Raw genomic sequence first — 25191 nt, 5'->3', positions numbered from 1 at the left:
TGTTAAATGATGTTGATTAATGGATTTAGTTTACCCGATTTTTCTTGCTGTGTTTATCACATTTACGCCATCAAAGCGAGTGGTACTACTACCATGCGATACGGCATTAGATTGTGAAGGCTGCCCTTTACCATCGTTAAATGCACCACCCAAGCGGTAGTCGCTTTCATCTGCAATGGCACTGCAAGAATTCCAGAACTCTCTTGTGTTTGCTTGGTAAGAAACATCTTTTAACATGCCTACAATTTTACCATTTTTAATTTCGTAGAACAACTGTCCACCAAATTGAAAATTATAACGTTGTTGGTCAATAGAGAACGAACCATCATTAATAATGTAAATACCTTTCTCTACGTTCTTAATCATATCGTCTACACTTAGTTTTTCTTTACCCGGCATTAACGATACGTTTGGCATACGTTGAAACTGCACATCGTTCCAGCTTTGTGCATAGCAACAACCTTGGCTTTCTTTTAAGCCTAAAATATGTGCTTGATCTCTTATCGCTTGAAAATTTACCAATACACCATTCTTAATAATATCCCATTGTTTAGTACCTACACCTTCATCATCGTAACCTACAGCACCAAGGCTACCTTTTTGCAATTTGTCAGCTACTACGTTTACCTTATCGCTACCAAATTTAAAGTTGCCGCTTTTCAGTTTATCCATGGTTAAAAAGCTAGTACCAGCATAGTTAGCTTCGTAGCCAAGCACACGGTCTAGTTCTGTTGGGTGCGCTACCGATTCGTGAATGGTCAACCATAAATGCGATGGATCTAAAATCAAATCGTATTTACCCGGTTCTACAGATTTGGCATTTATTTTTTGATTAACAGCGGCCGTTGCTTCTGTAACATCTTGCAAAATATCGTAGCGGTTTTTGTAGCGTGTAATTATACCGCCTACTTTATCTGCTGCGCCACAGGTTAGGTATTCGTAACCCATACCTACTGGTGAGCTAAGCGATTTTATCGTTTCAAATTTGCCCTGAGCTCTATCAATTTTGGTAATGTTAAAGCTTGGGAACAAACGATGAATATCTTGGTCTATATAGCTACCATCGGTAGATGCAAAATACTTCTGCTCGTTAATGGCAAAAATGCTAGAGTTTACAAAGCTTGCACCACCTTTCATGGCTATACCATTTACATTCAGTAGCAAGTCTATTTTTTCTTTAATAGGCACTTCAAATGCACTTTTTTCAATTGGCGTTTTCCAGCTTACTTCGCCATAACCTTTTTGTGGTGCTAGTTGTACAGGTGCATCAGTAATTTTTGCATTGGCTTTTGCAACAGCAACGGCACGTTCAGCAGTTTTCGCAACACCTTCTTTCGTTACATCGTTGGTAGCAGCAAAACCCCAGCAACCATTGGCCAAAACACGAATACCCACACCAAAAGATTCGGCATTAGATACGTTTTGTACACGGTTTTCTCTCGTTGCAATAGCCTGACTCAAGTAGCGGCCTATTCTAATATCGGCATACGTTGCGCCTTTGCTTTTAGCCGTGTTTAAAGCCACATCGGCCAACACTTTTTTTGCAGCAACATCAATGCCTGGGGCAAGTAAATCGGCAACATCTATTGGGTTGCCAAGCAAGTTGGTATTAGGCAGCATTACAGCACCTAAGCCCATTGCAGATAGTTGTAAGAAGTCTTTACGTCTCAAAGTGTGGTCTCCTTCTTTTTGGTTAGTGAATGATGGTGGTAAGATAAACATTGTGTTTTTAAAACCTAAAACCGTTTATCATATTTTTTATGTAACCAGCTTTTGTGGTACTATGATGCAGTTGTTGCGTCGCACACTGCGGCCATAAAATGTAGTTTGGGCTTTTATTGTGGCGTAGATTTTTTCACACAAAGAAACAAAGAAGGCAAAGGGCACAACGGTAGTCATGCTGATACACTGCCTGCCCCGATTCTTGGGGAAGCATATCAAGGTAAATGTTGTACTACTAATAAATTGTTGGTATGCTTGCACACTTGGCTGCCCGACATACCAACAATGGCGAAAAAGGGTAATAGATAATCCAGCTAACTTACAGGCTTCTCATTTTTTACTTCCCCTCATCCACCTTCTTTTCTTCCCCACCATCACTACTTTTTCCCGCCAAAATACTTTGGTCAAAAAAAGATGTAGCAGCTTGTGGGTTGCCTATGTTTTTAAGGGCAATGCTAAGTACATTAGTAGTAAGCTGTATTTCTAATATGGTACGAGTAGCTTCGGTGGTTTCAGTGGCATCGCTTACTTTACCTTTTTGTTGCAGTTGCGTACCACGGGCGGCTTTAAACTGGGTGAGAAAATTGGTAAATTCTGTAACGGTAGTATTGCCAAACGTAGCTGTGTGTGCGGTAAATGCAGTAACTACTCTATTCATTAAGGTTTCTGCATTTAGCAAAGTGGCTCGGTTGTATTCATCTAAGCCCGCAGGAAAAAACTCTAAATATTCAGGTGTATCTTTAGGAAAATAGTTGCTTACCAAGCCTTCACGTAAGCGTAATATTTTTTGAAAATTTGCCACCACATTATTCATGCTTTTGGTGCGGCTTTGTTGCAAGGCAAAACTGGTATCTCTATCTGTTAATGCACCAAAATAGTTTTCGTAAGCAGTTTCTGTACTGTTTAATAAATCATCGTACACATTATTGGTGTTTTGTACGGCTAGTCTTTGCAAGTGGTCTTCTGTAAACTTGCGAAGTGTTTGGCGACTAATTTTTGGGTCATCAAATAAGTTTTCGAAGAAGCGTTCAAGCGACATCATAGTATTTAGTTTTAATTATGCTAATGTATTAAATAATTTGTAGTAAAACTTATTTTGTATGTGTTTTTTAGAAAAAAATTATTAATGATGCGCTTGCTTGTAACAGATGGTGATAGTTTAGATATTTAGCATGTGGCAACCATTTGTTTAATCATCTTGTGCAGTACCTCTACATGTGTGTATTATTAACTTGTAATTTTTGCAAACAGGGTAAATAACTTGATGTGTTGTATTTCCACTTTTGAAAATAGGGCAAATTAGCTAATGTAATATACTTTCACTTTTAGAAATAAGGTATATTAGTTGATGTAACGTATTTCCTTTTTTGGAAATAGAGCAAATTAGTTGATATAGTATATTGCTACTTTTAGAAATACGGCAAATTATTTGATGTAGTGTATTTCCAGTTTTAGAAATATGGCAAATTAACTGACATGGTATACTTCTAGTTTTAGAAATAGTGCCAATGACTTAGTGTAGTGTATTTCCACTTTTGGAAATAAATTATAAAACAACAAACGCATTTGGCATTATACCAAATGGGTTTGTTACTATTAATACAGTTGTTCTATTAGTGGTTGTGGGTAGAAACATACCGCTCTATATCTACTTAATGTTAGTTGTGTTTACCCTTTACAGTGGCTACATCAGTGTAAAGAAAATAAGAGAAAAACTAGCGAAAACAACAGTGGCTTGTTAAGACACAAGCCACTCATTATAAATTCGCTTTAGGCTGAATAAAGTATCTAACCGATGCAGTGTGCGATGCAACGATGCTCAATTGAAAATATATAGCTGGTGCCATAAAATTTAAAAATGTGGGTAAAAGCTTGGTGGCACTGTTAGAGGGCTATTATTTTTTTTCTTATTTTTATTCTCCTTATTTAATGCACAAACATAAATTTATTAGTTATGATTAAACTTAACGTTATTGGCCATTTGGGAAAAGATGCTGTGGTAAACAATGCCAACGGCAAATCGGTAATTAACTTTTCTATTGCACATACTGAAAAATTGAGAGATGCACAAGGCAACCAAAAAGATAAAACCATTTGGGTAGATTGTGCTTACTGGACTGATAGAGTGGCCATAGCGCCTTACTTAAAAAAAGGTACACAAGTATATGCAGAAGGTAGCCCTGATATAAGAACCTATACCACTAACGATGGTAGAAATGGTGCTACTTTAACGTTGCGTGTGCTAAATATTCAATTGCTAGGTGGTAAAGCTGAAGGTGATAATGGCGGTGGTAATTATAATAACAACAATAATTATCAGCAAGCGGCACCGCAACAAAGCTACCAACAAGTGCCACCGCAACAGGCGTATCAGCCACAACCGCAGCAAAACTTTAATCGTCCTGCTGCACCATCGGCCGCTGAACTAACAGAACCTTTGGATGATTTACCGTTTTAATTTTAGTTCTCGCAGATTGCGCAGATAAACGCAGATATTTAATGAACAAGGACTTTTATCTGTGAGATTTGCGACATCAGCGAGACATTTTATACTTCTTTACAAACTATCTTTGACGAGAAAATGGTTACTGAAAAGTGACCATTTTTAATTTATAAGCAATACCAAAATAACAACTTACAAAAGCATGGCTTTACAATTTTCTGATGCAAGAATTGAAGATTTACCAACCATAGTAGCGATTTATAACAGCACCATTGAAGGTAGAATGGTAACAGCAGATACTGAACCTGTAAGTGTAGAAAGCAAACTAGCTTGGTTTCACGAACATAACCCTGACACAAGACCGCTACTAATGGTGTATGATGATGCGACATTAATTGGTTGGATGAGCTTGCAGGACTTTTATGGCAGGCCAGCTTATAATGGTACAGCCGAAATAAGTATTTATATAGATGAACAACAACGAGGCAAAGGTTACGGTAAAAAAATATTGCAACATGCTATGGCTACAGCTGCAAATTATCAAGTACATACCTTGCTAGGCTTTATTTTTACACACAATACACCAAGCCTCAATTTGTTTGTATCACTAGGTTTTGAACAATGGGGTAATTTAAAAAATATTGCTGTGATGGATGATATAGAAAGAAGCCTAACCATTGTGGGCAAACGCTTGTACTAATATTTAATGCGCAGCAACTACTAAAATTTTATTTGATGGAGCAAACATTTTCTTTCCAGCATTTATACCAATTTACAGAATCTGTTTTTATACAAATGGGCTGTAGTACTACCGATGCTGCTACTGCCACCAATGCGTTATTGTCAGCCGATATTAGAGGCATTGATAGCCACGGTGTGGCACGCCTAAGTGGTTATGTACGCCTATGGGAAGCAAAACGCATAAATGCTACACCTAACATTCGTATTGTACACGAAACGCCTTCTACTGCTGTAATAGATGGTGATGCAGGTTTGGGTTTGGTAGTAGCGCCTTATGCTATGCAAGTAGCTATAGATAAGGCTAAAAATGTAGGCACCGGTTGGGTAAGTGTAAAAAATAGTAATCACTTTGGTATTGCAGGTTATCATGCCATGATGGCTTTGCAACATGATATGATTGGTATGGCTATGACTAATGCAAGTGCTTTGGTAGCGCCAACGTTTAGTATAGAGAAAATGTTAGGCACAAACCCAATTGCTGTGGCTATACCTGCTAATGAACAACCAGCTTTTGTGGCTGACTTTGCAACTACAACAGCAGCCAATGGTAAGCTGGAAATTTTGCAACGCAAAAACGCCGATACGCCAGAAGGTTGGGTACAAGACAAAGATGGTAATACCACCAATGATGCTAATATTTTGAAAAAGCAAGGTGCTTTATTGCCACTTGGTAGCGATAGAGAACATGGTAGCCATAAAGGTTATGCATTGGGTAGCATTGTAGATATTTTTTCTGCGGTACTAAGCGGTGCTAGTTATGGCCCTTGGGCACCACCTTTTCCTGCGTATATTGCTATGCCAGACAATCAACCGGGGCAAGGTTTGGGGCATTTTTTTGGTGCGATGCGTGTGGATGCCTTTAGACCAGCCGACGAATTTAAAAGCCATATGGATAATTGGATTGGTAGATTTAGAAACGCAAAACCTGCACAAGGTCACGAGAAAGTATTAATTCCTGGTGATCCTGAACGAGAAATGACAGCCATAAGAATGGTAGAAGGCATTCCTTTGCTGCAATCTGTGGTAGATGATTTAACACAAGTAGGGGCTAAGTTTGGTGTTAGTTTATAATGATATTGACACGGATAACACTGATTGAGAAGATAAATACGGGTGAAATTAATTGTGTAAAACATTTACAGGCAGTATTCAATTCGTGTAATTCGTCGTTATTCGTGCATTGCAGGCTTTTCTTAACAAATTAAATGCATACTATTGGTGCTTGATACCTTTATTTTTGTGACACTTAAAAAATACTCATGGGCATAATTTTATTTATTGTAGGTACTATCGGTTGGCATGTTGGTATGTATGGCATGTTTAAAAAAGCAGGTTTAGAACCTTGGAAGGCTTTAGTACCTTTTTACAATACTTGGTTGATTGTAGAAAAATGTGAGATAAAGAAAACTTGGTTTTGGCTACAATTAATTCCTATTGCTGGCCAGTTTATTACCATTTGGATTACCATTATTTGGGTAATGCATTTTAAAAAAGTCAACCTTTTGGCCCACACGCTAACGGTGTTTTTACCTTTTGTTTATTTTCCTTATTTAGGTTTTTCTGATAAAGAAAAATGGTATGGCAAAGAAACTTTAAAACATTACCATAAACCTGTAAGTAGAGAATGGATTGATGCTGGTGTATTTGCTATTGTAGCAGCTACAATTATTCGCTCGTTTGTGTTTGAAGCCTACGTAATACCTACTGGTAGTATGGAAAAAACTTTGCGCATTAACGACTTTTTGTTTGTAAATAAAGTGGCTTATGGCCCTCGTGTACCGCAAACGCCATTGGCTTTTCCATTTGTACATAATTTTTTACCGTTTTCACTTACCAAGCCATCTTACCTTACTTGGATACAATTAAAGTACGACCGATTACCAGGTTACACACCTATTAAGCGTAACGATGTGGTAGTATTTAACTTTCCTGCTGGCGATACCATTATTAATGAGATTGGTTATGGTTCTGCCGTACCTTATTACGATGTGCTGCGCCAAATGTATAAAGGCAACCGTGAAGCATTATTGGCTGAACATGAAATTTTGGTACACCCAATGGATAAAACCGATAACTACATTAAACGTTGTGTAGCTATTGCTGGCGAAACGATACAAATAAAAGATGGTTTATTGTATGTAAATGGTGCCGCTTCTCAACCTTATAAAGATGCACAAACTGACTATATTGTAAAAACAAATGGTACAGGTTTTACAGAAGAGTATTTGAAAAATGAATTGAACCTTTGGTTAAAAGAAGACGATAACTTAGAATTTTCTAAACTAAGCGACTCTACGTACACACTAAACATGCGTGCAGAAGATGCAGAGAAAGTGAAAAAACTACCTTTTGTTGCAAGCATTGTAAGAGTACCAGTAGACCAACCAACTTATCCTTACGATACATTTCATAACTGGACGACTGATAATTTTGGCCCATTATGGATACCTAAAAAAGGCGCTAGTATTACTTTGCAGCCAAGCAATATAGAACTGTATAAACGTGCCATAGAAAATTACGAAGCCAATAAGTTTGAAATTGTAAATGGTAAATACATCATTAACGGTAAAGAAACCACCACTTACACTTTTAAATACGATTATTATTGGATGATGGGCGACAACCGCCACCGCAGCCAAGATAGTCGCTATTGGGGCTTTGTACCAGAAACGCATGTGGTAGGTAAAGCGTCATTTATTTGGTTTAGCTGGGAAAATGGGCCACGTTTTAGCCGTATTTTTAAGTTTATTAAATAGGTGAATAGTCAATGGTCAATAAGTCATTGGTTATTATCACATCATCAAATTATCTCATCATCACATTAGGTTTATGACATCAAGTTTTGAATACGAAGTTTACGACTCAATTAATGATTTAACACCAGCAGATGCAGCCTTGCTACAGCAGGCGAAAGATGTAACTAAAGATGCGTATGCACCTTACTCACAGTTTCATGTAGGGGCTGCTGCTATGCTAGCTAATGGTGAGATTGTGCGTGGTACTAATCAAGAAAATGCGAGTTATCCTGTAGGTATTTGTTCAGAAAGAACCTTGCTATCTGTTGCATCTACTTTGTACCCAAATATGCCCATAGATACCATGGCTATTACTTACGATAATAAAAATGGTATTAGCAACAAACCTGCTTCACCATGCGGTATTTGCAGACAAACGCTGGCTGAATTTGAAACCCGTGTAAAACAACCGATGCGTTTAATATTGAGTGGTTTAGAAGGCAAAGTGTTTATTATAGCAAAAGCATCTTTACTATTGCCTTTGGGTTTTGGTGGTGATGATTTGAAATAGAATTTTATACTTTTTTAATAGATAAACAATTACGCCCTCAAATTTTGAGGGCGTAATTGTTATTTGGAAATACAGAAGTTTACTGCAATTATTTTTTCTCTATAAAATTTACTTATTCAAATTCTTCCTCTTTAATTCCATTTAAGTTAATAATCGAAAAAAATGCTTCTTCAGTTTTCTTACAAAGGCTCACAAGATTCTGTATGTTAGCATCTTCCATATTCTCAAAATGTGATAAAGAAAATGAATAAACATCACCTTCTTCAAAAACCTCTTGTATGTAGCCGTACTCGTTTGACATTGCAAGATTCACAATTTGTTCAAAAACAATTTCTCTTGTGGTACTTAGGCTTTTTATCGTTTCAATAATTTGTTCTCTATATGTCTTCATAATTATTGCCCCTTAAAAAATGCTAATTCTAAAGATCTACATTCGGTTATCTCAAAACCCACCTTTTGTTTCATCAATTCATAAAAACTAGGGAATTCTTTTTCATTTCTCAACTTTTTTATAAAATCTAGATATTCAATATACAACTCTGGTTTTTCTAATCGGTATTTATGGGGACTTTCTTCATTTAAGAATTTGTAAACCTTACTATCCCAAATTGCATAATCTTCGGGATTAATGAAATGAAGGAGTTTTGAAGTACCAACAAGAGAATTGTTGAATGCTACTTTTAAAATTGTAAGTTCATTACTGCTAAGATTCGTACCATTTTTTGCTTCATTCAAAATATTAATTACTTCATGAGAATTTTCTAGAGATAATGTTAAAATCGTTGGCATCCAAGAGTAAGTAAAGCTTATTCCAATGACTACATTTTCTAAGTTGATTACTTCAAGTTTTTTGAAATAATCTAAGAAGTAAGGATAGGATGTAAGGTAGTTATATTCTTCAGAGTTAAAGCTATCTGCGATTTTTATCAAATGTTTAAGGATTTCCCCGTAAGGTTGTTTCAGTATTTTCATTTTTAGCCTAATAGATGGGCATAAAAATAGATAATGTCTAGTTCTTGTAAACTTTAAATGATGCGTTTATTCCGATGCTTTTTACCAAACAGACCTCGTTCAAGCATTTATAAAACTTAAAAAGCTCAAAAAACTTTTTTGAAGCTTCTGCACGCAAACTTTTTGCTCAAAAACATTTTTTGAAGGTTTTATTTCTGAATTTTCTGTTCAAAAAACTTTTTTGAAGCTTTTGCACGTAAACTTTTTGTCCAAAAACATTTTTTGAAGGTTTTATTTCCGAATTTTTTGTTCAAAAAACTTTTTTGAGGTTTTTACATTTTCAATTGCTAACAAAATAAAACCGCCCAAAGCTTGATTGCTTTGGGCGGTCGTTCTATCTATGGTCTATCGACTATGAACTTATTTATACATCAATTCATAATACTCATGTGCCATACGGTTACTGTCAAATTGGAAACGTACATCTCTCATGCCGTTTTTCATAATTTGTCTCCAAGTGTCGTAATTATCGTAATACAAAGACAAAATCTGATTTTCCAAAATCTCGTAAGTCTTATTCAAATCATATTCGTCTTGTTCGTGGGTATTCATGTTTTCGTAATCTGCTTTTGGCACTACAAAACCATTGTTACCATGGTCTACAAATTCTGGTATCCATCCATCATCAGTACTAAAATTTACTGCACCATTCATAGCAGCCGTCATGCCACTTGTACCGCTTGCTTCACGTGGCACACGAGGGTTGTTTAGCCAAATATCAGCTGCTTGTTTTAAGCGTTTACTTAAAGCCAATTCATAGCCAATTAACACCGCTACGTTTTTATACTTTTTGCTTAAATGTACCAAGTTGTTAAAAGTGCCGATAGCTGGATAATCGAATGGATAAGGTTTACCAGCCCATATAATTTGTACTGGGTGTTTAATATTGCTTAGCAATCTTTCAAAACGTTCCATGTCGTAGGTCAACATGTCTGCACGTTTGTAGCCTGCAAAACGTCTAGCCCATACAATGGTTAACACATTTGGGTCAAATATTTTACCTGTTTGGTCGGCAATAATTTCAAAGGCACGTTTCTTCAAGTATTTCTTACGGTCGTCAAAGCCAAAGTCGTTACCGCTGTCTTTAAAACCATACAATTGTTTGTCTGCCCAATATTTCCAGTTTTGTGCATTGGTAATAGAAATAATGTCGCAAATGCCAGGATATTTACCCCACATATCTCTAGAAACTACACCGTGCAAGGCACTTACACCATTGGCTTTCCGAGCAAAGCGTAAAGCAGTTAATGAGTGGTTAAATTGATCGTCTTCTGTGCCAGTAAGCTTGCGTACTTCATCTAAACTTAAGCCGCAGAAATAACTCATTTTGTGGCATAAGTATAAGTCGTGCTTTTCGTTACCAGCTTCTTCAGGTGTGTGTGTGGTAAATACTAAATGTTCTTTTAGCTTTTCTACGCTTCTAAATTTATTCAGCAAGTAAAAAGCAGAAGAAATACCGTGTGCTTCATTCAAATGATACACATCAGGATTGAAACCTATTTCGTCCATCAATTTTGCACCGCCAATACCAAGCAAAATAAACTGAGCAATTTTGGTAGCAACATTTGCATCGTATAAGCGATGGCAAATGGTTTGGGAAACATAATCGTTCTCTGGTAAATCGGTACTTAATAGAAATAATGGCGCAGTATTAAAGGTTTCTGGCGCTAAGTAGTAAGCCTTTACCCAAACCGGTGCATCGTGTATTAATATTTGAAACTTGATGTCTGTATCTTGAAGAAAAGAAGTGTTTTTTTCCATCCAAGCAGGCTGCAAAGTTTGGTCCTGATTACGTGTTTGATCGTAGTAACCATATTTCCATAAAATACCTATGCCTACCATGTTTTGGCGTAACTCGTAAGCACTACGTAAGTGCGAACCAGATAAAAAACCTAAACCACCACTGTATATTTTTAGTGGCTGGTGAATAGCAAATTCCATTGAAAAGTACGCCGCTTTTTTGCTGTAGTTTTCGTTGATCTGATAAGGAACCGAGTAGTTTCTAAAGTTCATAAAACAGAAGTTATTTTGGCAATGATAAAACAATATTGAACCGCAATATAAAAACGTGTAAAAAATACACATTGTTTTTGGCTCGCAATTATTTGCGGTTGATAAATTTTATGTGTAAATCAGTTAATTAGCTAGCAGTTTGTTCTGCTATTTCGTCCATAGAAATACCGTAGTGGCTTTCATCGTACACACATTCGCCATTCTTTATCACCAATACTTGTGGTGACTCGTGATGTACTTGAAATTTTTCGGCAATAGCTGCAGAAATAGGACGCAATTTTAGAAGGTCGAGGTAGTAAAAGTCAACATTAGCAGGTGCTTCAGAACGTTCAAGACGGTTTAAGGCCATGCTGCTAATGCTGCAAGTGGTGCTATGTTTAAAAATAACTTGTGGTGTTGTAAAAGATTTATCAGCAATCGTTTGTAGTTGCTGTTCAGTCTCAAGCGCAATCCAATTCATAAATGCATCTAATCTAAAAAAGTACAACTAAAAATTAACCTCTAAAATATTTTGGATTAGTAGTAGGGCAGCCTTTACCACGGCTAGAAGCACAAGAAGTTAATGCAGCACCAGTAAATGCAAACAATGCAACTATTAAGATTAGTTTTCTCATAAAAACGTTTATGATGGGTTAATAATGACGTATATCAATTCAAAGATAAGGTAAACACGCTTGTTGTTGCTTCTATAAAAACATAAGTTTTTGCAAAATTATTTTCAACATGCTTCTTGTGGTTGCTTACTTTCGCATTAAGCAGAGTCCATTTTAATACCCCATAACTACATGAAATTAGAATTAACCCGTCCAATTGCTTTTTTAGATTTAGAAACTACAGGCATTAATATTAGCAACGATAGAATTGTAGAAATAGCAATTGTGAAAATTGCAGTTGATGGTACAAAGTTGGTTAAACGTAAAATCATCAATCCATTAATACCAATACCACAAGGGGCTAGCGATGTACATGGTATTACTGATGATATGGTAAAAGATGCGCCTACATTTAAGGCTGTTGCAAATGAAGTTAAACAGTTTTTAGACAATTGTGATCTTGGTGGTTACAACAGCAATCGCTTTGATTTGCCTTTGCTGATAGAAGAATTTTCACGTGCTGGTATTGATTTTAATATTGACGGTAGAAAATTGGTAGATGTACAAAAAGTATTTCACCAAATGGAACAGCGTACTTTAGGTGCAGCGTATAAATTTTATTGTGGTAAAGTGCTTGAGGGTGCGCATGGTGCTGAAGCAGATGCAACAGCTACTTGGGAAGTTTTAGAAGCGCAAGTAGAGCGTTATCCTAGTATTGGTAATACAGTAGAAAGCATTGTAAAATTTACTGGTGAGGACGATATAGTAGACTTTGCACGTCGTTTCATCCGTGTAAATGGTGTAGAAGTTTTCAATTTTGGCAAACACAAGGGCAAGCCTGTTACACAAGTACTAAAAGAAGAACCACAATACTATGATTGGATGATGAAGGGCGACTTTGCCATCAATACAAAACAAAAATTCACAGAAATTTTAAATAGAACTTTGTTAAAGAAGGGGTAATTGAGCAATAAATACCTGTTATTTGCCGAAAATAGATTGTAGTTATACTTTTTTCACTATTTTAGTAATAAATACCCTCTTTAGTGTTGGAAAAACTGGTTATAATACCTACTTATAATGAGAAGGAGAATGTTGCAAACATCCTTCATGCTGTATTTAACTTACAGCAAAATTTTCGCGTACTTATTGTAGATGATGGCTCGCCAGATGGTACTGGGCAAATTGTAAAAGACTTGCAGGCAACTTATCCTAATCAATTATTTATCGAAGAACGTTCTGGTAAATTAGGGCTTGGTACTGCTTATATACATGGCTTTAAATGGGCTATTAAAAATGGTTATCAGTATATTTTTGAAATGGATGCTGATTTCTCACACAACCCAAAAGATTTGCAACGTCTGTATGAGGCCTGCAAGATTGGTGGTGCTGATGTAGCCGTTGGTAGTAGATATGTAAAAGGTGGTAAAGTATTAGATTGGCCACTTGACCGTCATTTTTATTCACGTGGTGGTGCTTTGTACACTAAAATTCTTACTTGGTTGCCTATAAAAGATCCCACAGCTGGTTTTATTTGTTACAGCGTGAAAGTTTTAGAAGCTATCAACCTTAATGAAATAAACTTTATTGGTTATGCATTTCAGATAGCGATGAAGTTTGTAGCTTGGAAACTTGGTTTTACAATTACCGAAGTGCCTATTACTTTTCAAGATAGAAAAACTGGCGTGAGTAAAATGAGCGTCAAAATTTTAAAAGAAGGTATGGTAGGCGTATTGCGCTTGCAATGGCAAAGTATGTTTGGCGGTTTTAAGCGTAAAGTAAAAGCGCCTGCTGAAACTGCTAAAATCATCACAGCTAATTTTAATGGTGACTATGCTGCTGAAAGTAAATAAGAGATGTCTCAATCTCAAATCATAAACTTCAAATTTCAAATCAATATTTCTTGCGTTCTACCTTAATAAAATTACACTTTGCCGTATTTCTTTGGGGCTTTACAGGTGTACTTGGTAGATTAATTACACTTAATGCACCATTATTGGTGTGGTATCGCATTCTTATTACAGTAATTACATTGTTCGTAATGCTTTGGTATACTGGTAAGTTAGAAAAGTTGCCAGCTAAGAAAATATGGCAATTATTTGGTGCTGGTGCTATTGTGGCTTTTCACTGGGTATTTTTTTACGGCAGTATTAAGTTCGCCAATGTTTCTATCGCTTTGGTTTGTTTATCTTCTGCAGGTTTATTTACAGCAGTTATTGAACCTATTTTCACCAAGAAAAAGTTTAATGTCAGAGAATTCTTGCTCGGTTTTATTGGTATTGCTGGTATTTATCTCATTTTTCATTTCGATCCGCATTATAAGTTAGGTATCATAATAGGCATACTGGCTACTATTTTTAGTGTGGTGTTTTCTATCGTTAATAAAAAAGTGGTAGCAACTATTACACCTAAAACCATGATGCTGTACGAATTAAGTGGTGGTTTTTTGGCTATTACGGCTTTATTACCATTTTATTTGCAAGCATTTCCTACAAATCATCTTACACCTTCTTCGTCAGATTGGTTTTGGCTAGTGCTCATGAGTTGGTTTTGTACCTTGTGGGCTATGGATTTATCGCTGCAGGCGCTACAAAAGGTATCAGCTTTTACACAAAACCTAACTTTAAATTTAGAACCTGTGTACGGTATTATACTAGCTTTTGCTGTTTATCACGAAAACAAAGAGCTCGGTGCAGGTTTTTATTGGGGTTTTGCACTCATAATTCTCTCTGTAGCCTTGCAAATGATGCGAGTATTGCGTTATAGAAAGGTTTAAAATTAATTTTTTGGCAGTTTGTAATAAAAAACTCCAAAAATCTATTGCTATTCAAAACTCATTCCTTACTTTTGCCGTCCGAAAAAAAATGTGTTATGGCAAGAGTATGTCAGGTTACAGGAAAAAAGCCAATGGTTGGTAACAGTGTTTCTCACTCAAACATTAAAACTAAACGTAGGTTTTTACCAAATTTACAAACTAAGCGTTTCTTTTATGCTGAAGAAGGTCGTTGGGTTACTTTAAAAGTATCTGGCGAAGCTATCCGTACCATTAATAAAAATGGTTTAGAAGCTACTGTAAAAGCACTAAGAGCCAAAGGCGAAAAAATCTAATTTTACACACCACAAATTATCTATATAATGGCAAAGAAAGGTAGCAGAGTTCAGGTGATTTTGGAATGTACCGAGCATAAAACAAGTGGTATGCCTGGTACAAGCCGCTACATCAGCGTAAAGAACAAAAAGAATACTCCTGAGCGTTTAGAGCTTAAGAAGTACAACCCAATTTTGAAAAAAGTAACTGTTCATAAAGAAATTAAATAAACCATGGCAAAAGTAGCTTCAAAGAATGCGAAAGTTAAGGATTTAAAGGCTGCAGCAGAAGCCAAAAATTACACTAAAGTAATTAAAGCTGTACGTAGCCCAAAATCAGGTGCCTATACTTTTAAAGAGGCAATCATACACAAAGACAAAGTGAAAGATTTCTTAGCTGAGAAATAATTGTGTGTGTTTATAACTTATCATAAGCTGGTTCATTTAGTTGAGTCAGCTTTTTTGTTTTGTGCCTATAATAATTTTTTTTAACCAGCGGTTGTAATACTATGTAGCTGTCGTTGCGTCGCACACTGCATCATAAAGCATGCTACTCAGCTTTGTCCACCAAGTAGCAATGCTTGTTTATATTGTTGCTGTTTTGTGCTTACTTACTACTTACCATTGACTACTGACCATTCACTATTCAATATCACCTTTCATAAAGCGGTTTGCTTTCATCCATGCATAAACATTAATAAGCCAGTTTGTAGGTTCTGCTTTGTTATTAAGCCCAAAGCCATGACTTCCTTTTTGCAAAATGTGCATTTCACCTGGCACTTTGTTTTTTTGCAAAGCCATAAAAAATAACAAACTATTTTCAACCTTTACAGTTTTATCGTCAGCAGCGTGTACCAAAAAAGTAGGTGGTGTTTGCGCAGTTACTTGCAATTCGTTACTGTACAATATCTTTTTTTCTTCACTAGGAGCTTTACCAAGCATATTATCTCTAGAGCCAATGTGCGCAAGGGTATCACTAAAACTTATTACTGGGTAACCAAGTATTAAAAAGTCAGGCCTTAGAGACGTGTTGGCACCATTTTCTATTGTTACAGAATTAAAATGTGTGCCAGCAGTGCTAGCTAAGTGGCCACCTGCTGAAAAGCCCATTAAACCAATTTTATTTGGATCAATACCATATTCTGCTGCTCCTTCTCTTACTAGTTTAATGGCTTGCTGAGCATCCATTAAGGCAACGATTTCTTTGTTTTCAAAACATTCTGCATCTACAGGTACACGATTTTTTAGTACAAAAGCAGTAATGCCTCTCGCATTGTAAGCTTTTGCTACTTGATAGCCTTCATGCCCAATGGCTAAATATCTATAACCACCACCTGGGCAAATAATAACACAGGTTTTTGCACTATCCTTTTTTTCGGGAATAAATGCATACATACAAGGGGTTGTAACGCCAGCAGCTCTATCAGCAGCTGTTTTGTCTTCTACTTTGTTGCAAGGTTTTGAATTGGGTACAGCACCTTTATATAAAGGTATCATGGTTTGTGCATGAATCATATTGGCGGCAATTAAAAGCAACAATAGTTGCATTGTTTTTTGTAGAGTCATATTGGCAAATTATAATTGAGTGGTAAAGTAATTACTTTCGGTTCATAATCTTCTCTATCCTCATCTATAAACTACTATTTTCGCCAAAATTTTAATTTTTGCAACCAATAGTAGCAGTCGTCATTCTTAATTATAATGGTCAGCAATATTTGCAGCAGTTTTTGCCAGCAGTACTAGCGTCGTCGTATGCTAATAAACGCGTAATTGTTGCAGACAATGCTTCCACTGATGATTCGTTACTAATTCTACAAGAACAATTTCCTACTGTAGAAGTTTTAGTAAATAAGCAAAATGATGGTTTTGCAGGTGGTTACAATTGGGCTTTGCAGCAAGTAAAAAGTGATTACTATGTGTTGCTAAATTCAGATGTAGAAGTAACGCCAAATTGGATTGAACCCATTATTTCATTAATGAAAAATGACAAGCAAATTGCGGCTTGTCAGCCTAAATTATTAGCTTACAATAACAAGCATTCTTTTGAATATGCTGGTGCAAGTGGTGGCTGGATTGACGCACTTGGTTATCCTTTATCTCGTGGAAGAATTTTTGATGTATTGGAAGAAGATAATGGTCAGTATGATACTACAGAATCAGTTTTTTGGGCTAGCGGTGCTGCAATGTTTGTACGTAGTAATGTGTATCATGAGCTTGGTGGCTTAGATGCTTTCTTTTTTGCGCATCAGGAAGAAATAGATTTATGCTGGCGCATGCAATTAGCAGGATACAGCATCATGGTTTGTCCAGAGTCAGTAGTATACCATGTAGGCGCAGGCACATTGCCTCGTGGTGGGCGAAAGGTGTTTTTAAATTTTAGAAATAATCTTTTAATGCTTGCTAAAAATTTACCACTCCATGAGAAATTATATAAACTGCCATTTAGATTTTTGTTAGATGCAGTTTCTGCTTGGAAAGGTTTGTTACATGGCGACAGTTATTTTTTTATCGCTATTGTAAAAGCACATTTTGCCGTGTGTTACTTACTGTTAAAGGGTTACACTAAACATCAGCTACCCAAAAAATCGCTTTGCAGTTTGCAAGGTGTTTATAAAGGAAGCGTTGTTTGGCAGCATTTTGTAAAACAGAAAACAAAGTTTACAGAAATAGTTGGCTAGAAGCTTTTATAATTTGTTGCTGACCCCTATTTTTGCAACGCAATACAACAACTATGGCATACGAAGTTAGCGACAACAGCAACAAAGACTTTACCAAAAATTGGGTAAACTCATCTCGTTTCTTATTTTACCTACAAGTATTCTGCTTATTAGCATTTGTACTTGGTGGTTGTTATAAATTATACAATTACCGTTATAAAGGCACTCCTGATGTAGAAGTACAAAAGAGCAGTCAGTACAAACCAGAGTACAAGTAAAAAAACTCAAAAAAGTAAAAAAATATTTTGTCATTAAGTTTTCTTCCCTATTTTTGCAATCCGAAAAACGGGAAAGATCTTAAAACAAAACGCGAAAGTAGCTCATTTGGTAGAGCACGACCTTGCCAAGGTCGGGGTGGCCAGTTCGAGCCTGGTCTTTCGCTCTGATAAATTCCATCTCAAGATGGAATTTTTTTTGGCAGCCTTGGTGGTGGAATTGGTAGACACGCAGGACTTAAAATCCTGTTCGCCGCAATGCGAGTGCGGGTTCGATTCCCGCCTGAGGCACATAACCCGCTTTTTTAGCGGGTTATTTTATGCCTAAAACTCAATAAAATCAATACTTTCAGCGTTTAGCCTTTCTTTCTGTTTCCTTTCATTTCTGTTCTATGGAACAAATTTTGTTCCTCTATTGTGCCACGTTTGGAACACGTAATATAAAAAATCATACCTTTAGAAGATAAAAGCAAACTAAAGGAAAATGAGTGTAATACTTCGCAAGCGAAAAAATGCAGACGGTTCAACAACTTTAAGGCTCGATATTTACCATAACGGATTAAGAACTTATGAAACGCTAAAGCATTTAAAACTCTCAAAGGATAGTATTGCTACAAGAGACCACAACAAAAGCATTTTACAACTGGCAAAAGAAATAGTAGTTGAAAGGGCTGCACAATTGCAAGCAACAGGTTACGACATGACCACTGATGCAGGAAACAAAACAATTGTTACTACATGGATGCAAGCCTACATAAAAACTTACGATAAAAAAGACATAAGAAACATGCAAGGCGTTACCAAACGCTTTACTACATACTTGCAAAACATAGGCAAGCCACAATTAACCTTTGGTAGTTTAGATGCTTTGTTAATAGAGGGCTTTATTGATTACTTAGAAGCCAACAGCGAAGGCGAAGGGGCAAGAAGCTACTATAAACGCTTTGCCAAAATGATTAAACAGGCTTACCGTAAAAAGTTGATGAAAACCAATGTGCTAGACTTTGTAGAAAAGAAAGTGAAGGGAACTGCACGAAAAAAAGATGCTTTAACTATTGACGAAATAAAACAATTAGCGGCAACCCATACCGATAGCCAAAATGTAAAAACTGCTTTTTTGTTTGCTTGTGTTACAGGCTTACGGTTTATTGATGTAAAGGCTTTACAATGGAAACACATAAACCTATCTACAAGGCAAATGAAACTACCACAAAGCAAAACCGATGTTGAAGTAGTTGTGCCTTTAAACGATAGTGCTATAAAACTAATGGGCGAACCACAAAAAAGCGATGTAAACGTGTTTACCCTACCAACACACAACGGTGTAAATAAAACCCTTAAAGCATGGATAACAAGGGCAGGAATAAGCAAGGCAATAACTTTTCACAATGGGCGGCACAGCTACGGCACAAACCTAATTTTTAATGATGTAGATATTTTAACCACCTCTAAATTAATGGGGCATAAAAGCACCACACATACACAACGCTATGTTACAGCCTCAGACGAAATGAAAAGAACGGCAACCGATAAAATAAACATTGAGTTTTAAAATATTATGAAATGAAATTAAGAGATTACGACTGGATAAAATATTTCTTAGAAACTGACGTAGAAGCAATGCGAGCCGATACCAACCCTTTGTTTGTGAATAATACTTATAGGGATGTAAACGCAACCTTTGTTCAGGAAAATTGGGGGTTAATGTGGAGTAATATTTTTAATTTCAAGCAGGAACTAAGAGACTATAATAACACCATAAGGTTTCTAAGTAAAGAAAACCAGTTGCTAAAAGTTTGTAACTGTATAAAAGAAAAAATTTATATTAAAGAGAAACCTTTAAATAACAATACTAATTTAAAGAATTTGCAAGATGGGTTTGGGTACGCTGTAAGTGGTAACGATATGGCACAAGGATTTGATGAAAGTGATTTTCAATTTTTGGAATTTCTTAAAAAACTTCTGGGACATTTTAAAGAACAAATTAAACAAACTGAATTGAAGCAATTTGAAACTGATTTTTACAATGATATAGCTAAAGCTCTTTACAAAAGAGAGTACATTATTTCGGGTACAAACCTATTTTCTTTTGAAAACTATATTGAGGCAAAGCATGTAAAAGCAGAATTTAAGGGACAAATATTTTACGGCAACCTTATACATGCGATGCCAAAAGATGGCGGTAGGTATTACTTTAATGAGGGGGAAACACCTACTGAATATGATAAAATTTATCGTGAAGTTTACGACTATTGTAAAGAAAAATTAAAAGAGATACAACAACCAGCTCAACCCATTGAAGTCACGTTAAAGCCAATGGAACAAATAGAATTAACTGAATTTAATTTACAATTCTATAACAAACAACTACAAACCCAACTTGAACCAAATAAAAAAAATGGATTGAATGAGTATGTTATCAACCAATTTTTAATACATACTAATTTGCACCTTTTCAATTTAGATAAGTTTAAAAGTTCGGTTAATGATTACATGGTTACTTCACCAAATCCAACAGTATTAAAGCAATTGTTAAAACCGATTTTACAGATAGGGCGGGAAAATTTGAAACAGTATGGCAAGCTTTATGACATTGAAAGTAGTAAAGATGAAAATGTAAAAGTTATCTATGGTAAGAAATATTTAACTATTAGAGATAATAAGGAAGTTTACAAAGCACATACAGGAAACTATTCAGTATTTGATCCTGAAATAAAGCCAATTCTTAACCAAGACTTTGCAAAGTTTTCTTGTGATGTGGTTAATTTTTTAGAGGAAAAATTGAAAGAAACACAAGCACCAGCAAAAACCTTTGAAAGCAAATTAATACTTGAGCAACTTGGGAAAATTTTTGACTTAGTAACCGAAATTAAACTATTCAAAGAACCATTTTTACAAACTGATTTAGAAAGTATTTTTAATAGTAAGGTATCTAAACCTTACGAAGTAACTAATAACATAAACCTTGCTGCCTTACTTAGTTGCCTATCAAATAAGGGCTTTATATCGAAAGAATGGCAAAGCGTTATAGAAAATAACCAATGTTTTAAAGGCAAAAAAAGTCAAAAGCCAATGAATGCAAATACAATTGCGGGTGCGTTACAGAATATTGATAGACAAAGCGATATTTATAAAAAAATAAACAAGGTTGTGGTTAATCTTAATTAAGACTTAGTTCCTCTTACTTCTTTCACTTCTTTTCGTTTCTACGTTTGCAATGCAGTTGTAGATAAGGAATAGCTATTCCATTTTATTAATTCTCAAATTATTTAAAATGGATTTTTCAAACAGTAAAGTTTTAACATTCGAGCAGGGATGCCAATTTTTAGGCTATGCAAAGTCATACGTTTATAAATTAACGCATCAAAATATTATACCCTTTAGCAAGCCTAATGGTAAGAAGATATTTTTTGACCGTGAAAAGTTAGAAGCTTGGATGCTTAGTAATGCAAGTACCAGCCAACAAGAAAAGCAAATACAGGCTGCAACCTATGTAACTACTCATCAATAAAAGATGGCAAAGCAAAGAACCGCTCAGGATTATTTGAACGCACCAATTGAGATTTACAAGGGGTTTTTAGTAGATAGTAAAGCGGTGTTGTATAATGTAGCTGCTTACGCTTGTTATGATTTTATGACGGCTCAGGGATGCGAATTTAAAAATGCTGCAAATTATTTCGGTTTAACGTTTAGCAATCTAAGCAATGCAGAAAAAACGGGGCAACATTTGTTTGCAGCTTTGCCCCGTAAAACTGCATTTGTAGGCATATCTAAAGCGGTTTGGATAGATTACTTGAACAATGATAAAACCGAACTGCAAAGGGCTTGTTTGCTTGCTCACTTGGCTATTAGAAGCATTATCGGCAAAAAGAAATATTGTAAGATTAATAACGCTTTGATGTTATCCCGTATGGATGGCAGCAATAAAACCCTCACTAGCTTTTCGCCTGAAATAGCACAATACAATAACCATTACCAATGTAACAAATTAAGAACCGAACTAGAACTTTCATGGGGCTTGGTTACTGTTAGGGGCAAAGGTGTTTTTTGTAGCTACGATTTAACTATGAAGGCTTTAACCTTAGAAGTAGAAAGGAACAAAAAAGCCTACTTAGTAAAGCAATTGCAACAAGATAAAAAAGAAGCCAAAGAAGCAGCAAAGCAAATACTATGGCAACAGGATAAACACAATAAAAACAACCAGCACAAACATTTAGAACCGATTGAAAACCTACCCTTTTAATAAATTATTTCACTAACTTTTTACAACCGAAATGCTTTTTTAATTGCCGATTAGCTACAACTTTTTTACAATAAAACATCACGAACTATAATAAGATAATTAAACAAGGTACTAAAAATAGGTAGTGTAATAAAGTACAGAACTAAAAAGCAATTTTTCATAACAACAACTTTTTACAAATGAATTGGCATAACATACTAACAACTTTAAAGCATCAATATTTAGAGGCAACTGCACCAGGATTTTACAAAGCCTCAGGCGGTAAAGCAATGAAGCTAAAGCCTTATACTGATACAACTACAAACGGGCTTACAAACGCTATTATGGACTTTTTAAAGTTTAATAAGCATTACTGTAACCGTATTAACTGCATGGGTGTAAATAGGCTAATAAATGGCAAAATGAAATACACACCTTCAGCTACTAGAAAGGGAACAGCCGACATAACAGCCATAATAAACGGTAAGCATTGCAGCATAGAAGTAAAATGCAAAGCCACAAAAGACCGTATGAGTGAACATCAAATAAAAGAACGGCAATGTGTAGAAGCCTCAGGCGGTATTTATTACGTGGCTGTGGATATGCAAAGTTTTATAGAATGGTATTACAAACTAATTATAAATAAATAAAATAGGGCTATTTATGGCAAATACAAAAACCAGCTTTAAAAAAGGCGAAGGTGGCAGACCGAAAGGCAAACCAAATAAGGTAACGGGCAACCTTAGAGAATGGATTAACAGCTTTATAGATGGCAATAGGCAACAAATACAAAACGACTGGCAAGCCTTAGAGCCAAAAGACAGAATAATGATGTTTGAAAAGCTACTTAAATACGCATTACCAACATTACAGGCTACCAGCTTAGCCACCGATTTTGAGAAAATGACAGACGAACAACTTGACGAAATTATTGACCGTTTAAAAAACAGCACTAATGACTAGAAAACAAAAAGTTGAATTACTTAAAGGTATTGCAAAAGGCGAACGTTCAATAAATGAAGTATTACCCGAAACGTTTGAAGTATGGTATGTGGATGAAACAAACGATACTTACCAATGTGATGCAACAAAAGAAATAATTACAGGTAAAGAATACAGGGAACGTTATAAAACCCGTATGAGAAATGATAAGAGTATTAGGGTAGGTATGGATTTAGAAGAATACATGCAACGTAATAAAATAACTTTTAAGTAATGGAACGAAAAGAAAAAATTGAACTTTTAAAAAAAGTAGCCAAAGGCACGCCAATAAATAAAGCTTTACCGCCTCAAAGTTGGATTTGTTACCCAAAAGAAGCCACTACAAACCTTGCTGATATGTGGAACAGGTTGAACGTACCTTTTGGCATGTGTGTTGAAACTACAACAGGCAAAAGCATTACAAGCGTAGAATATGACAGACTGGAAACGGCGGGGCTATTAATGGGTGAATTTTGGGATTTTAGAAAAGGATTAATTTTCGGGAACTTTTTATAAACACTAAAAAGAGATTTTAGTTAAGGGTAAACACAATATTTAAACTATTGAGGTTACCTTTTTTTTGTTTTCAAATTGAAAACTTTCGTACATTCGCACTATGAAAGTACTGGTAAAACGAACTATCCATTATTACATAAGCAAGTACCCAAACGCAAAAAATGGGTTACTGCTTTGGGTAAGTGAGTTTTCAAAGTTCAGTTTTGCCAACTTTAACGAACTAAAAAACGTGTATGGCAACGCAAGTATTGTAGGCAATAACCGTGTAATTTTTAATATTAAAGGCAACGATTTTAGATTAATTGTTTCAATCAATTTTGTACAAAGTGCTTGTTATGTTATTTGGTTTGGCACGCATAAAGAATATGATAAAATAAACGCTGAAACTGTTGCTTTTGATACCAACATACAAAACTTTAAAATAGACGAATGATGAATTGGAAAATATTAAAAACCGAGCAAGATTATACCAACGCAAGTAATAGGCTAATGGAAATCTTTAACGCTACTGAGGGAACACCTGAGGCAGACGAATTAGCGTTATTAATTGTATTGGTACAAGATTATGATAATAGGCATTATGTGTTACCAACATTAAACCCTTTAGATGCCATTAAGTACAAGATGGATGAAAGAGGTATAAAAGCAAAAGACTTAGAACCGATAATAGGTAGCAAGGGGCATGTTTCCTCAATCCTTTCGGGGCGAAGGGAAATAACTTTAAAAATTGCTCAGAAGCTGAAAGACTATTTTCAGTTACCAGCCGAATTATTTTTACCAACTGCCTAAAATGTTTTATTTTAGTCTTGTAGATAATTATTGAATAGTAGCTAAAAAGGGGTGTTTTTACAAAATTTGTTCCTCTGTTGTTCCAAATTAAATACAAAAACGCTGAAATTCAATGGTAGTAAGGGTTTTCATAAAAGGTATTGTTCCCGCCTGAGGCACTTGTATTTAATAGTTTAAAAAAGCCGCATTTGCGGCTTTTTTAAATTTGCAAACAATTTGCAAGCAAACTTCAAAAACCATCTTACTATCTACTAAGCAAGATTCTATTAAACTTGTGATTTTTATGAGGAAGCAAAGAACTTTAAAAACGAAAATTAAAAGAAATTGTGCACGAGACCTCTAACATAAAATTAAACTGCTAATTGGTAATTACAAATGGCAGGGATTAGGTTAATTCTAAGTGCAAAATGTTTCCTTCTGTTTCTGTATTTTTCGGCTAAGATTCTAAATATTTTCATTGTTCTAATAATATTTTCTACTACGACCCTTGTTGAAGACAATTTGTGGTTCTCTTTTTTCTGTGCGTTTGTAAGTGGTGTTTTCTTTTTACCCTTAATGGGTATTTTACTATTTGTGTGCTTACGTTGTATGCCTTGATAACCACTATCAGCTTGTATTTCGATAGTAGGCAATATTGGTAAACGGCTTTCTTTGAATAATCGAAAATCAATAGCTATCGGGTCATGATTGCGACCATTGTCGATGTGTACCGCTAGTATTTTACCACTTTTTTGTTCAACCACTATTTGGCTTTTTAACGTATGACGTTTCTTTTTGCCAGAGTAATTGTATTGCTGTTTTTTTGGGGTCGTTCCACAGGATGTTCGCTCACATC

31 protein-coding genes and 2 tRNA genes are annotated in these 25191 nt (G+C 35.6%); 25 read left to right on the top strand and 8 right to left on the bottom strand.

Translation table 11 applies throughout. The annotated features are described in order from the left end of the window. Positions 1 to 30: 30 nt before the first annotated feature. On the bottom strand, positions 31 to 1722 hold the full coding sequence (locus tag ACT9TX_RS15985; protein WP_481339783.1) for a TldD/PmbA family protein: 1692 nt from the start codon (positions 1720 to 1722) through the stop codon (positions 31 to 33). Positions 1723 to 2059: 337 nt separating this feature from the next. Further along, positions 2060 to 2764: a hypothetical protein gene (locus tag ACT9TX_RS15980; RefSeq protein ID WP_481339781.1), complete on the bottom strand. Its 705-nt coding sequence runs from the start codon at positions 2762 to 2764 to the stop codon at positions 2060 to 2062. Positions 2765 to 3676: 912 nt separating this feature from the next. Here ACT9TX_RS15980 and ACT9TX_RS15975 point away from each other — a divergent pair. The 5 genes from ACT9TX_RS15975 (at position 3677) to ACT9TX_RS15955 (ending at position 8212) form a co-directional block, all read left to right on the top strand. Further along, positions 3677 to 4180, top strand: coding sequence for a single-stranded DNA-binding protein (locus ACT9TX_RS15975; RefSeq protein ID WP_481339780.1), 504 nt, complete (start codon positions 3677 to 3679; stop codon positions 4178 to 4180). A 187-nt stretch (positions 4181 to 4367) separates the two neighbouring features. Continuing rightward, positions 4368 to 4865 carry an N-acetyltransferase family protein gene (locus tag ACT9TX_RS15970; RefSeq protein WP_481339778.1) on the top strand — a complete coding sequence of 166 codons (498 nt, stop codon included), beginning with the start codon at positions 4368 to 4370 and terminating at the stop codon, positions 4863 to 4865. A gap of 35 nt (positions 4866 to 4900) precedes the next feature. Then, a complete protein-coding gene (locus tag ACT9TX_RS15965; protein ID WP_481339776.1) occupies positions 4901 to 5977 on the top strand; it encodes an Ldh family oxidoreductase in 1077 nt (358 codons plus the stop codon). A gap of 188 nt (positions 5978 to 6165) precedes the next feature. Beyond that, entirely contained in the window at positions 6166 to 7662 is a 1497-nt protein-coding gene (gene lepB / locus ACT9TX_RS15960; protein WP_481339775.1) for a signal peptidase I, read from the top strand. A 73-nt stretch (positions 7663 to 7735) separates the two neighbouring features. Further along, on the top strand, positions 7736 to 8212 hold the full coding sequence (locus tag ACT9TX_RS15955) for a cytidine deaminase (RefSeq protein WP_481339774.1): 477 nt from the start codon (positions 7736 to 7738) through the stop codon (positions 8210 to 8212). A 112-nt stretch (positions 8213 to 8324) separates the two neighbouring features. On the opposite strand, the gene ACT9TX_RS15950 is transcribed toward ACT9TX_RS15955, so the two are convergent. The 4 genes from ACT9TX_RS15950 to ytxJ all read right to left on the bottom strand — a co-directional run bounded on the left by ACT9TX_RS15950 (position 8325) and on the right by ytxJ (position 11696). Then, positions 8325 to 8603, bottom strand: a complete 279-nt coding sequence (locus ACT9TX_RS15950; protein ID WP_481339773.1) for a hypothetical protein — start codon at positions 8601 to 8603, stop codon at positions 8325 to 8327. 2 nt (positions 8604 to 8605) lie between these two features. Next, positions 8606 to 9184 (bottom strand): hypothetical protein, encoded by a 579-nt coding sequence (locus ACT9TX_RS15945; RefSeq protein WP_481339771.1) that lies wholly within the window; start codon positions 9182 to 9184, stop codon positions 8606 to 8608. A 399-nt stretch (positions 9185 to 9583) separates the two neighbouring features. Continuing rightward, entirely contained in the window at positions 9584 to 11164 is a 1581-nt protein-coding gene (gene glgP, locus ACT9TX_RS15940) for an alpha-glucan family phosphorylase (RefSeq protein ID WP_481339770.1), read from the bottom strand. A 199-nt stretch (positions 11165 to 11363) separates the two neighbouring features. Then, positions 11364 to 11696 (bottom strand): bacillithiol system redox-active protein YtxJ, encoded by a 333-nt coding sequence (gene ytxJ, locus ACT9TX_RS15935; protein WP_481339768.1) that lies wholly within the window; start codon positions 11694 to 11696, stop codon positions 11364 to 11366. 325 nt (positions 11697 to 12021) lie between these two features. On the opposite strand from ytxJ, the gene ACT9TX_RS15930 reads away from it, so the two are divergent. The 6 genes from ACT9TX_RS15930 to ACT9TX_RS15905 all read left to right on the top strand — a co-directional run bounded on the left by ACT9TX_RS15930 (position 12022) and on the right by ACT9TX_RS15905 (position 15324). Continuing rightward, positions 12022 to 12792, top strand: coding sequence for an exonuclease domain-containing protein (locus ACT9TX_RS15930; protein ID WP_481339767.1), 771 nt, complete (start codon positions 12022 to 12024; stop codon positions 12790 to 12792). An 86-nt stretch (positions 12793 to 12878) separates the two neighbouring features. Continuing rightward, entirely contained in the window at positions 12879 to 13682 is an 804-nt protein-coding gene (locus ACT9TX_RS15925) for a polyprenol monophosphomannose synthase (protein WP_481339765.1), read from the top strand. A gap of 50 nt (positions 13683 to 13732) precedes the next feature. Next, positions 13733 to 14605, top strand: coding sequence for a DMT family transporter (locus ACT9TX_RS15920; protein ID WP_481339763.1), 873 nt, complete (start codon positions 13733 to 13735; stop codon positions 14603 to 14605). A gap of 95 nt (positions 14606 to 14700) precedes the next feature. Continuing rightward, complete coding sequence (rpmB, locus tag ACT9TX_RS15915; RefSeq protein ID WP_481339762.1) at positions 14701 to 14937, top strand: 50S ribosomal protein L28; 237 nt, start codon at positions 14701 to 14703, stop codon at positions 14935 to 14937. Between the two features lie 27 nt (positions 14938 to 14964). After that, positions 14965 to 15147: a 50S ribosomal protein L33 gene (rpmG, locus tag ACT9TX_RS15910; protein WP_481339761.1), complete on the top strand. Its 183-nt coding sequence runs from the start codon at positions 14965 to 14967 to the stop codon at positions 15145 to 15147. Between the two features lie 3 nt (positions 15148 to 15150). Further along, positions 15151 to 15324, top strand: a complete 174-nt coding sequence (locus tag ACT9TX_RS15905) for a DUF4295 family protein (protein WP_379015018.1) — start codon at positions 15151 to 15153, stop codon at positions 15322 to 15324. Positions 15325 to 15558: 234 nt separating this feature from the next. On the opposite strand, the gene ACT9TX_RS15900 is transcribed toward ACT9TX_RS15905, so the two are convergent. Further along, positions 15559 to 16482, bottom strand: coding sequence for an alpha/beta hydrolase (locus ACT9TX_RS15900; RefSeq protein ID WP_481339759.1), 924 nt, complete (start codon positions 16480 to 16482; stop codon positions 15559 to 15561). A 98-nt stretch (positions 16483 to 16580) separates the two neighbouring features. On the opposite strand from ACT9TX_RS15900, the gene ACT9TX_RS15895 reads away from it, so the two are divergent. The 14 genes from ACT9TX_RS15895 to ACT9TX_RS15830 all read left to right on the top strand — a co-directional run bounded on the left by ACT9TX_RS15895 (position 16581) and on the right by ACT9TX_RS15830 (position 24356). Further along, entirely contained in the window at positions 16581 to 17594 is a 1014-nt protein-coding gene (locus tag ACT9TX_RS15895; protein ID WP_481339758.1) for a glycosyltransferase family 2 protein, read from the top strand. A gap of 53 nt (positions 17595 to 17647) precedes the next feature. Further along, positions 17648 to 17851 carry a hypothetical protein gene (locus tag ACT9TX_RS15890; protein ID WP_481339757.1) on the top strand — a complete coding sequence of 68 codons (204 nt, stop codon included), beginning with the start codon at positions 17648 to 17650 and terminating at the stop codon, positions 17849 to 17851. A 91-nt stretch (positions 17852 to 17942) separates the two neighbouring features. Further along, positions 17943 to 18015 (top strand) — tRNA-Gly (locus ACT9TX_RS15885). A 38-nt stretch (positions 18016 to 18053) separates the two neighbouring features. Continuing rightward, positions 18054 to 18139 (top strand) — tRNA-Leu (locus ACT9TX_RS15880). 193 nt (positions 18140 to 18332) lie between these two features. Then, the gene (locus ACT9TX_RS15875) at positions 18333 to 19400 is read left to right on the top strand and encodes a tyrosine-type recombinase/integrase (protein WP_481339755.1); all 1068 of its coding nucleotides are present in this window, start codon (positions 18333 to 18335) and stop codon (positions 19398 to 19400) included. A gap of 11 nt (positions 19401 to 19411) precedes the next feature. Continuing rightward, positions 19412 to 21016, top strand: coding sequence for a hypothetical protein (locus ACT9TX_RS15870; RefSeq protein ID WP_481339754.1), 1605 nt, complete (start codon positions 19412 to 19414; stop codon positions 21014 to 21016). 106 nt (positions 21017 to 21122) lie between these two features. Next, positions 21123 to 21359 (top strand): helix-turn-helix domain-containing protein, encoded by a 237-nt coding sequence (locus ACT9TX_RS15865; protein WP_481339753.1) that lies wholly within the window; start codon positions 21123 to 21125, stop codon positions 21357 to 21359. A 3-nt stretch (positions 21360 to 21362) separates the two neighbouring features. Next, complete coding sequence (locus ACT9TX_RS15860) at positions 21363 to 22091, top strand: hypothetical protein (RefSeq protein WP_481339752.1); 729 nt, start codon at positions 21363 to 21365, stop codon at positions 22089 to 22091. Between the two features lie 179 nt (positions 22092 to 22270). After that, positions 22271 to 22720: a hypothetical protein gene (locus ACT9TX_RS15855; protein WP_481339750.1), complete on the top strand. Its 450-nt coding sequence runs from the start codon at positions 22271 to 22273 to the stop codon at positions 22718 to 22720. Between the two features lie 13 nt (positions 22721 to 22733). Beyond that, positions 22734 to 23033 (top strand): hypothetical protein, encoded by a 300-nt coding sequence (locus ACT9TX_RS15850; protein ID WP_481339749.1) that lies wholly within the window; start codon positions 22734 to 22736, stop codon positions 23031 to 23033. After that, positions 23026 to 23286: a hypothetical protein gene (locus ACT9TX_RS15845; protein WP_481339748.1), complete on the top strand. Its 261-nt coding sequence runs from the start codon at positions 23026 to 23028 to the stop codon at positions 23284 to 23286. The genes ACT9TX_RS15850 and ACT9TX_RS15845 overlap by 8 nt, the downstream gene beginning before the upstream one ends. Next, positions 23286 to 23567 carry a hypothetical protein gene (locus ACT9TX_RS15840; RefSeq protein ID WP_481339747.1) on the top strand — a complete coding sequence of 94 codons (282 nt, stop codon included), beginning with the start codon at positions 23286 to 23288 and terminating at the stop codon, positions 23565 to 23567. The genes ACT9TX_RS15845 and ACT9TX_RS15840 overlap by 1 nt, the downstream gene beginning before the upstream one ends. A gap of 100 nt (positions 23568 to 23667) precedes the next feature. Continuing rightward, the gene (locus ACT9TX_RS15835; RefSeq protein WP_481339745.1) at positions 23668 to 24000 is read left to right on the top strand and encodes a type II toxin-antitoxin system HigB family toxin; all 333 of its coding nucleotides are present in this window, start codon (positions 23668 to 23670) and stop codon (positions 23998 to 24000) included. After that, on the top strand, positions 23997 to 24356 hold the full coding sequence (locus tag ACT9TX_RS15830; protein WP_481339744.1) for a helix-turn-helix domain-containing protein: 360 nt from the start codon (positions 23997 to 23999) through the stop codon (positions 24354 to 24356). Before ACT9TX_RS15835 ends, ACT9TX_RS15830 begins: the two co-directional genes overlap by 4 nt. A gap of 350 nt (positions 24357 to 24706) precedes the next feature. Here ACT9TX_RS15830 and ACT9TX_RS15825 read toward each other — a convergent pair. Further along, the coding region (locus tag ACT9TX_RS15825; protein ID WP_481339743.1) for a transposase family protein at positions 24707 to 25191 on the bottom strand (485 nt) is incomplete at its 5' end.

The organism is Parasediminibacterium sp. HNIBRBA5674, from assembly GCF_056745525.1.
Note: the sequence above shows the minus strand (reverse complement) of the source record. Positions and strands in the feature narration are given on the sequence as shown.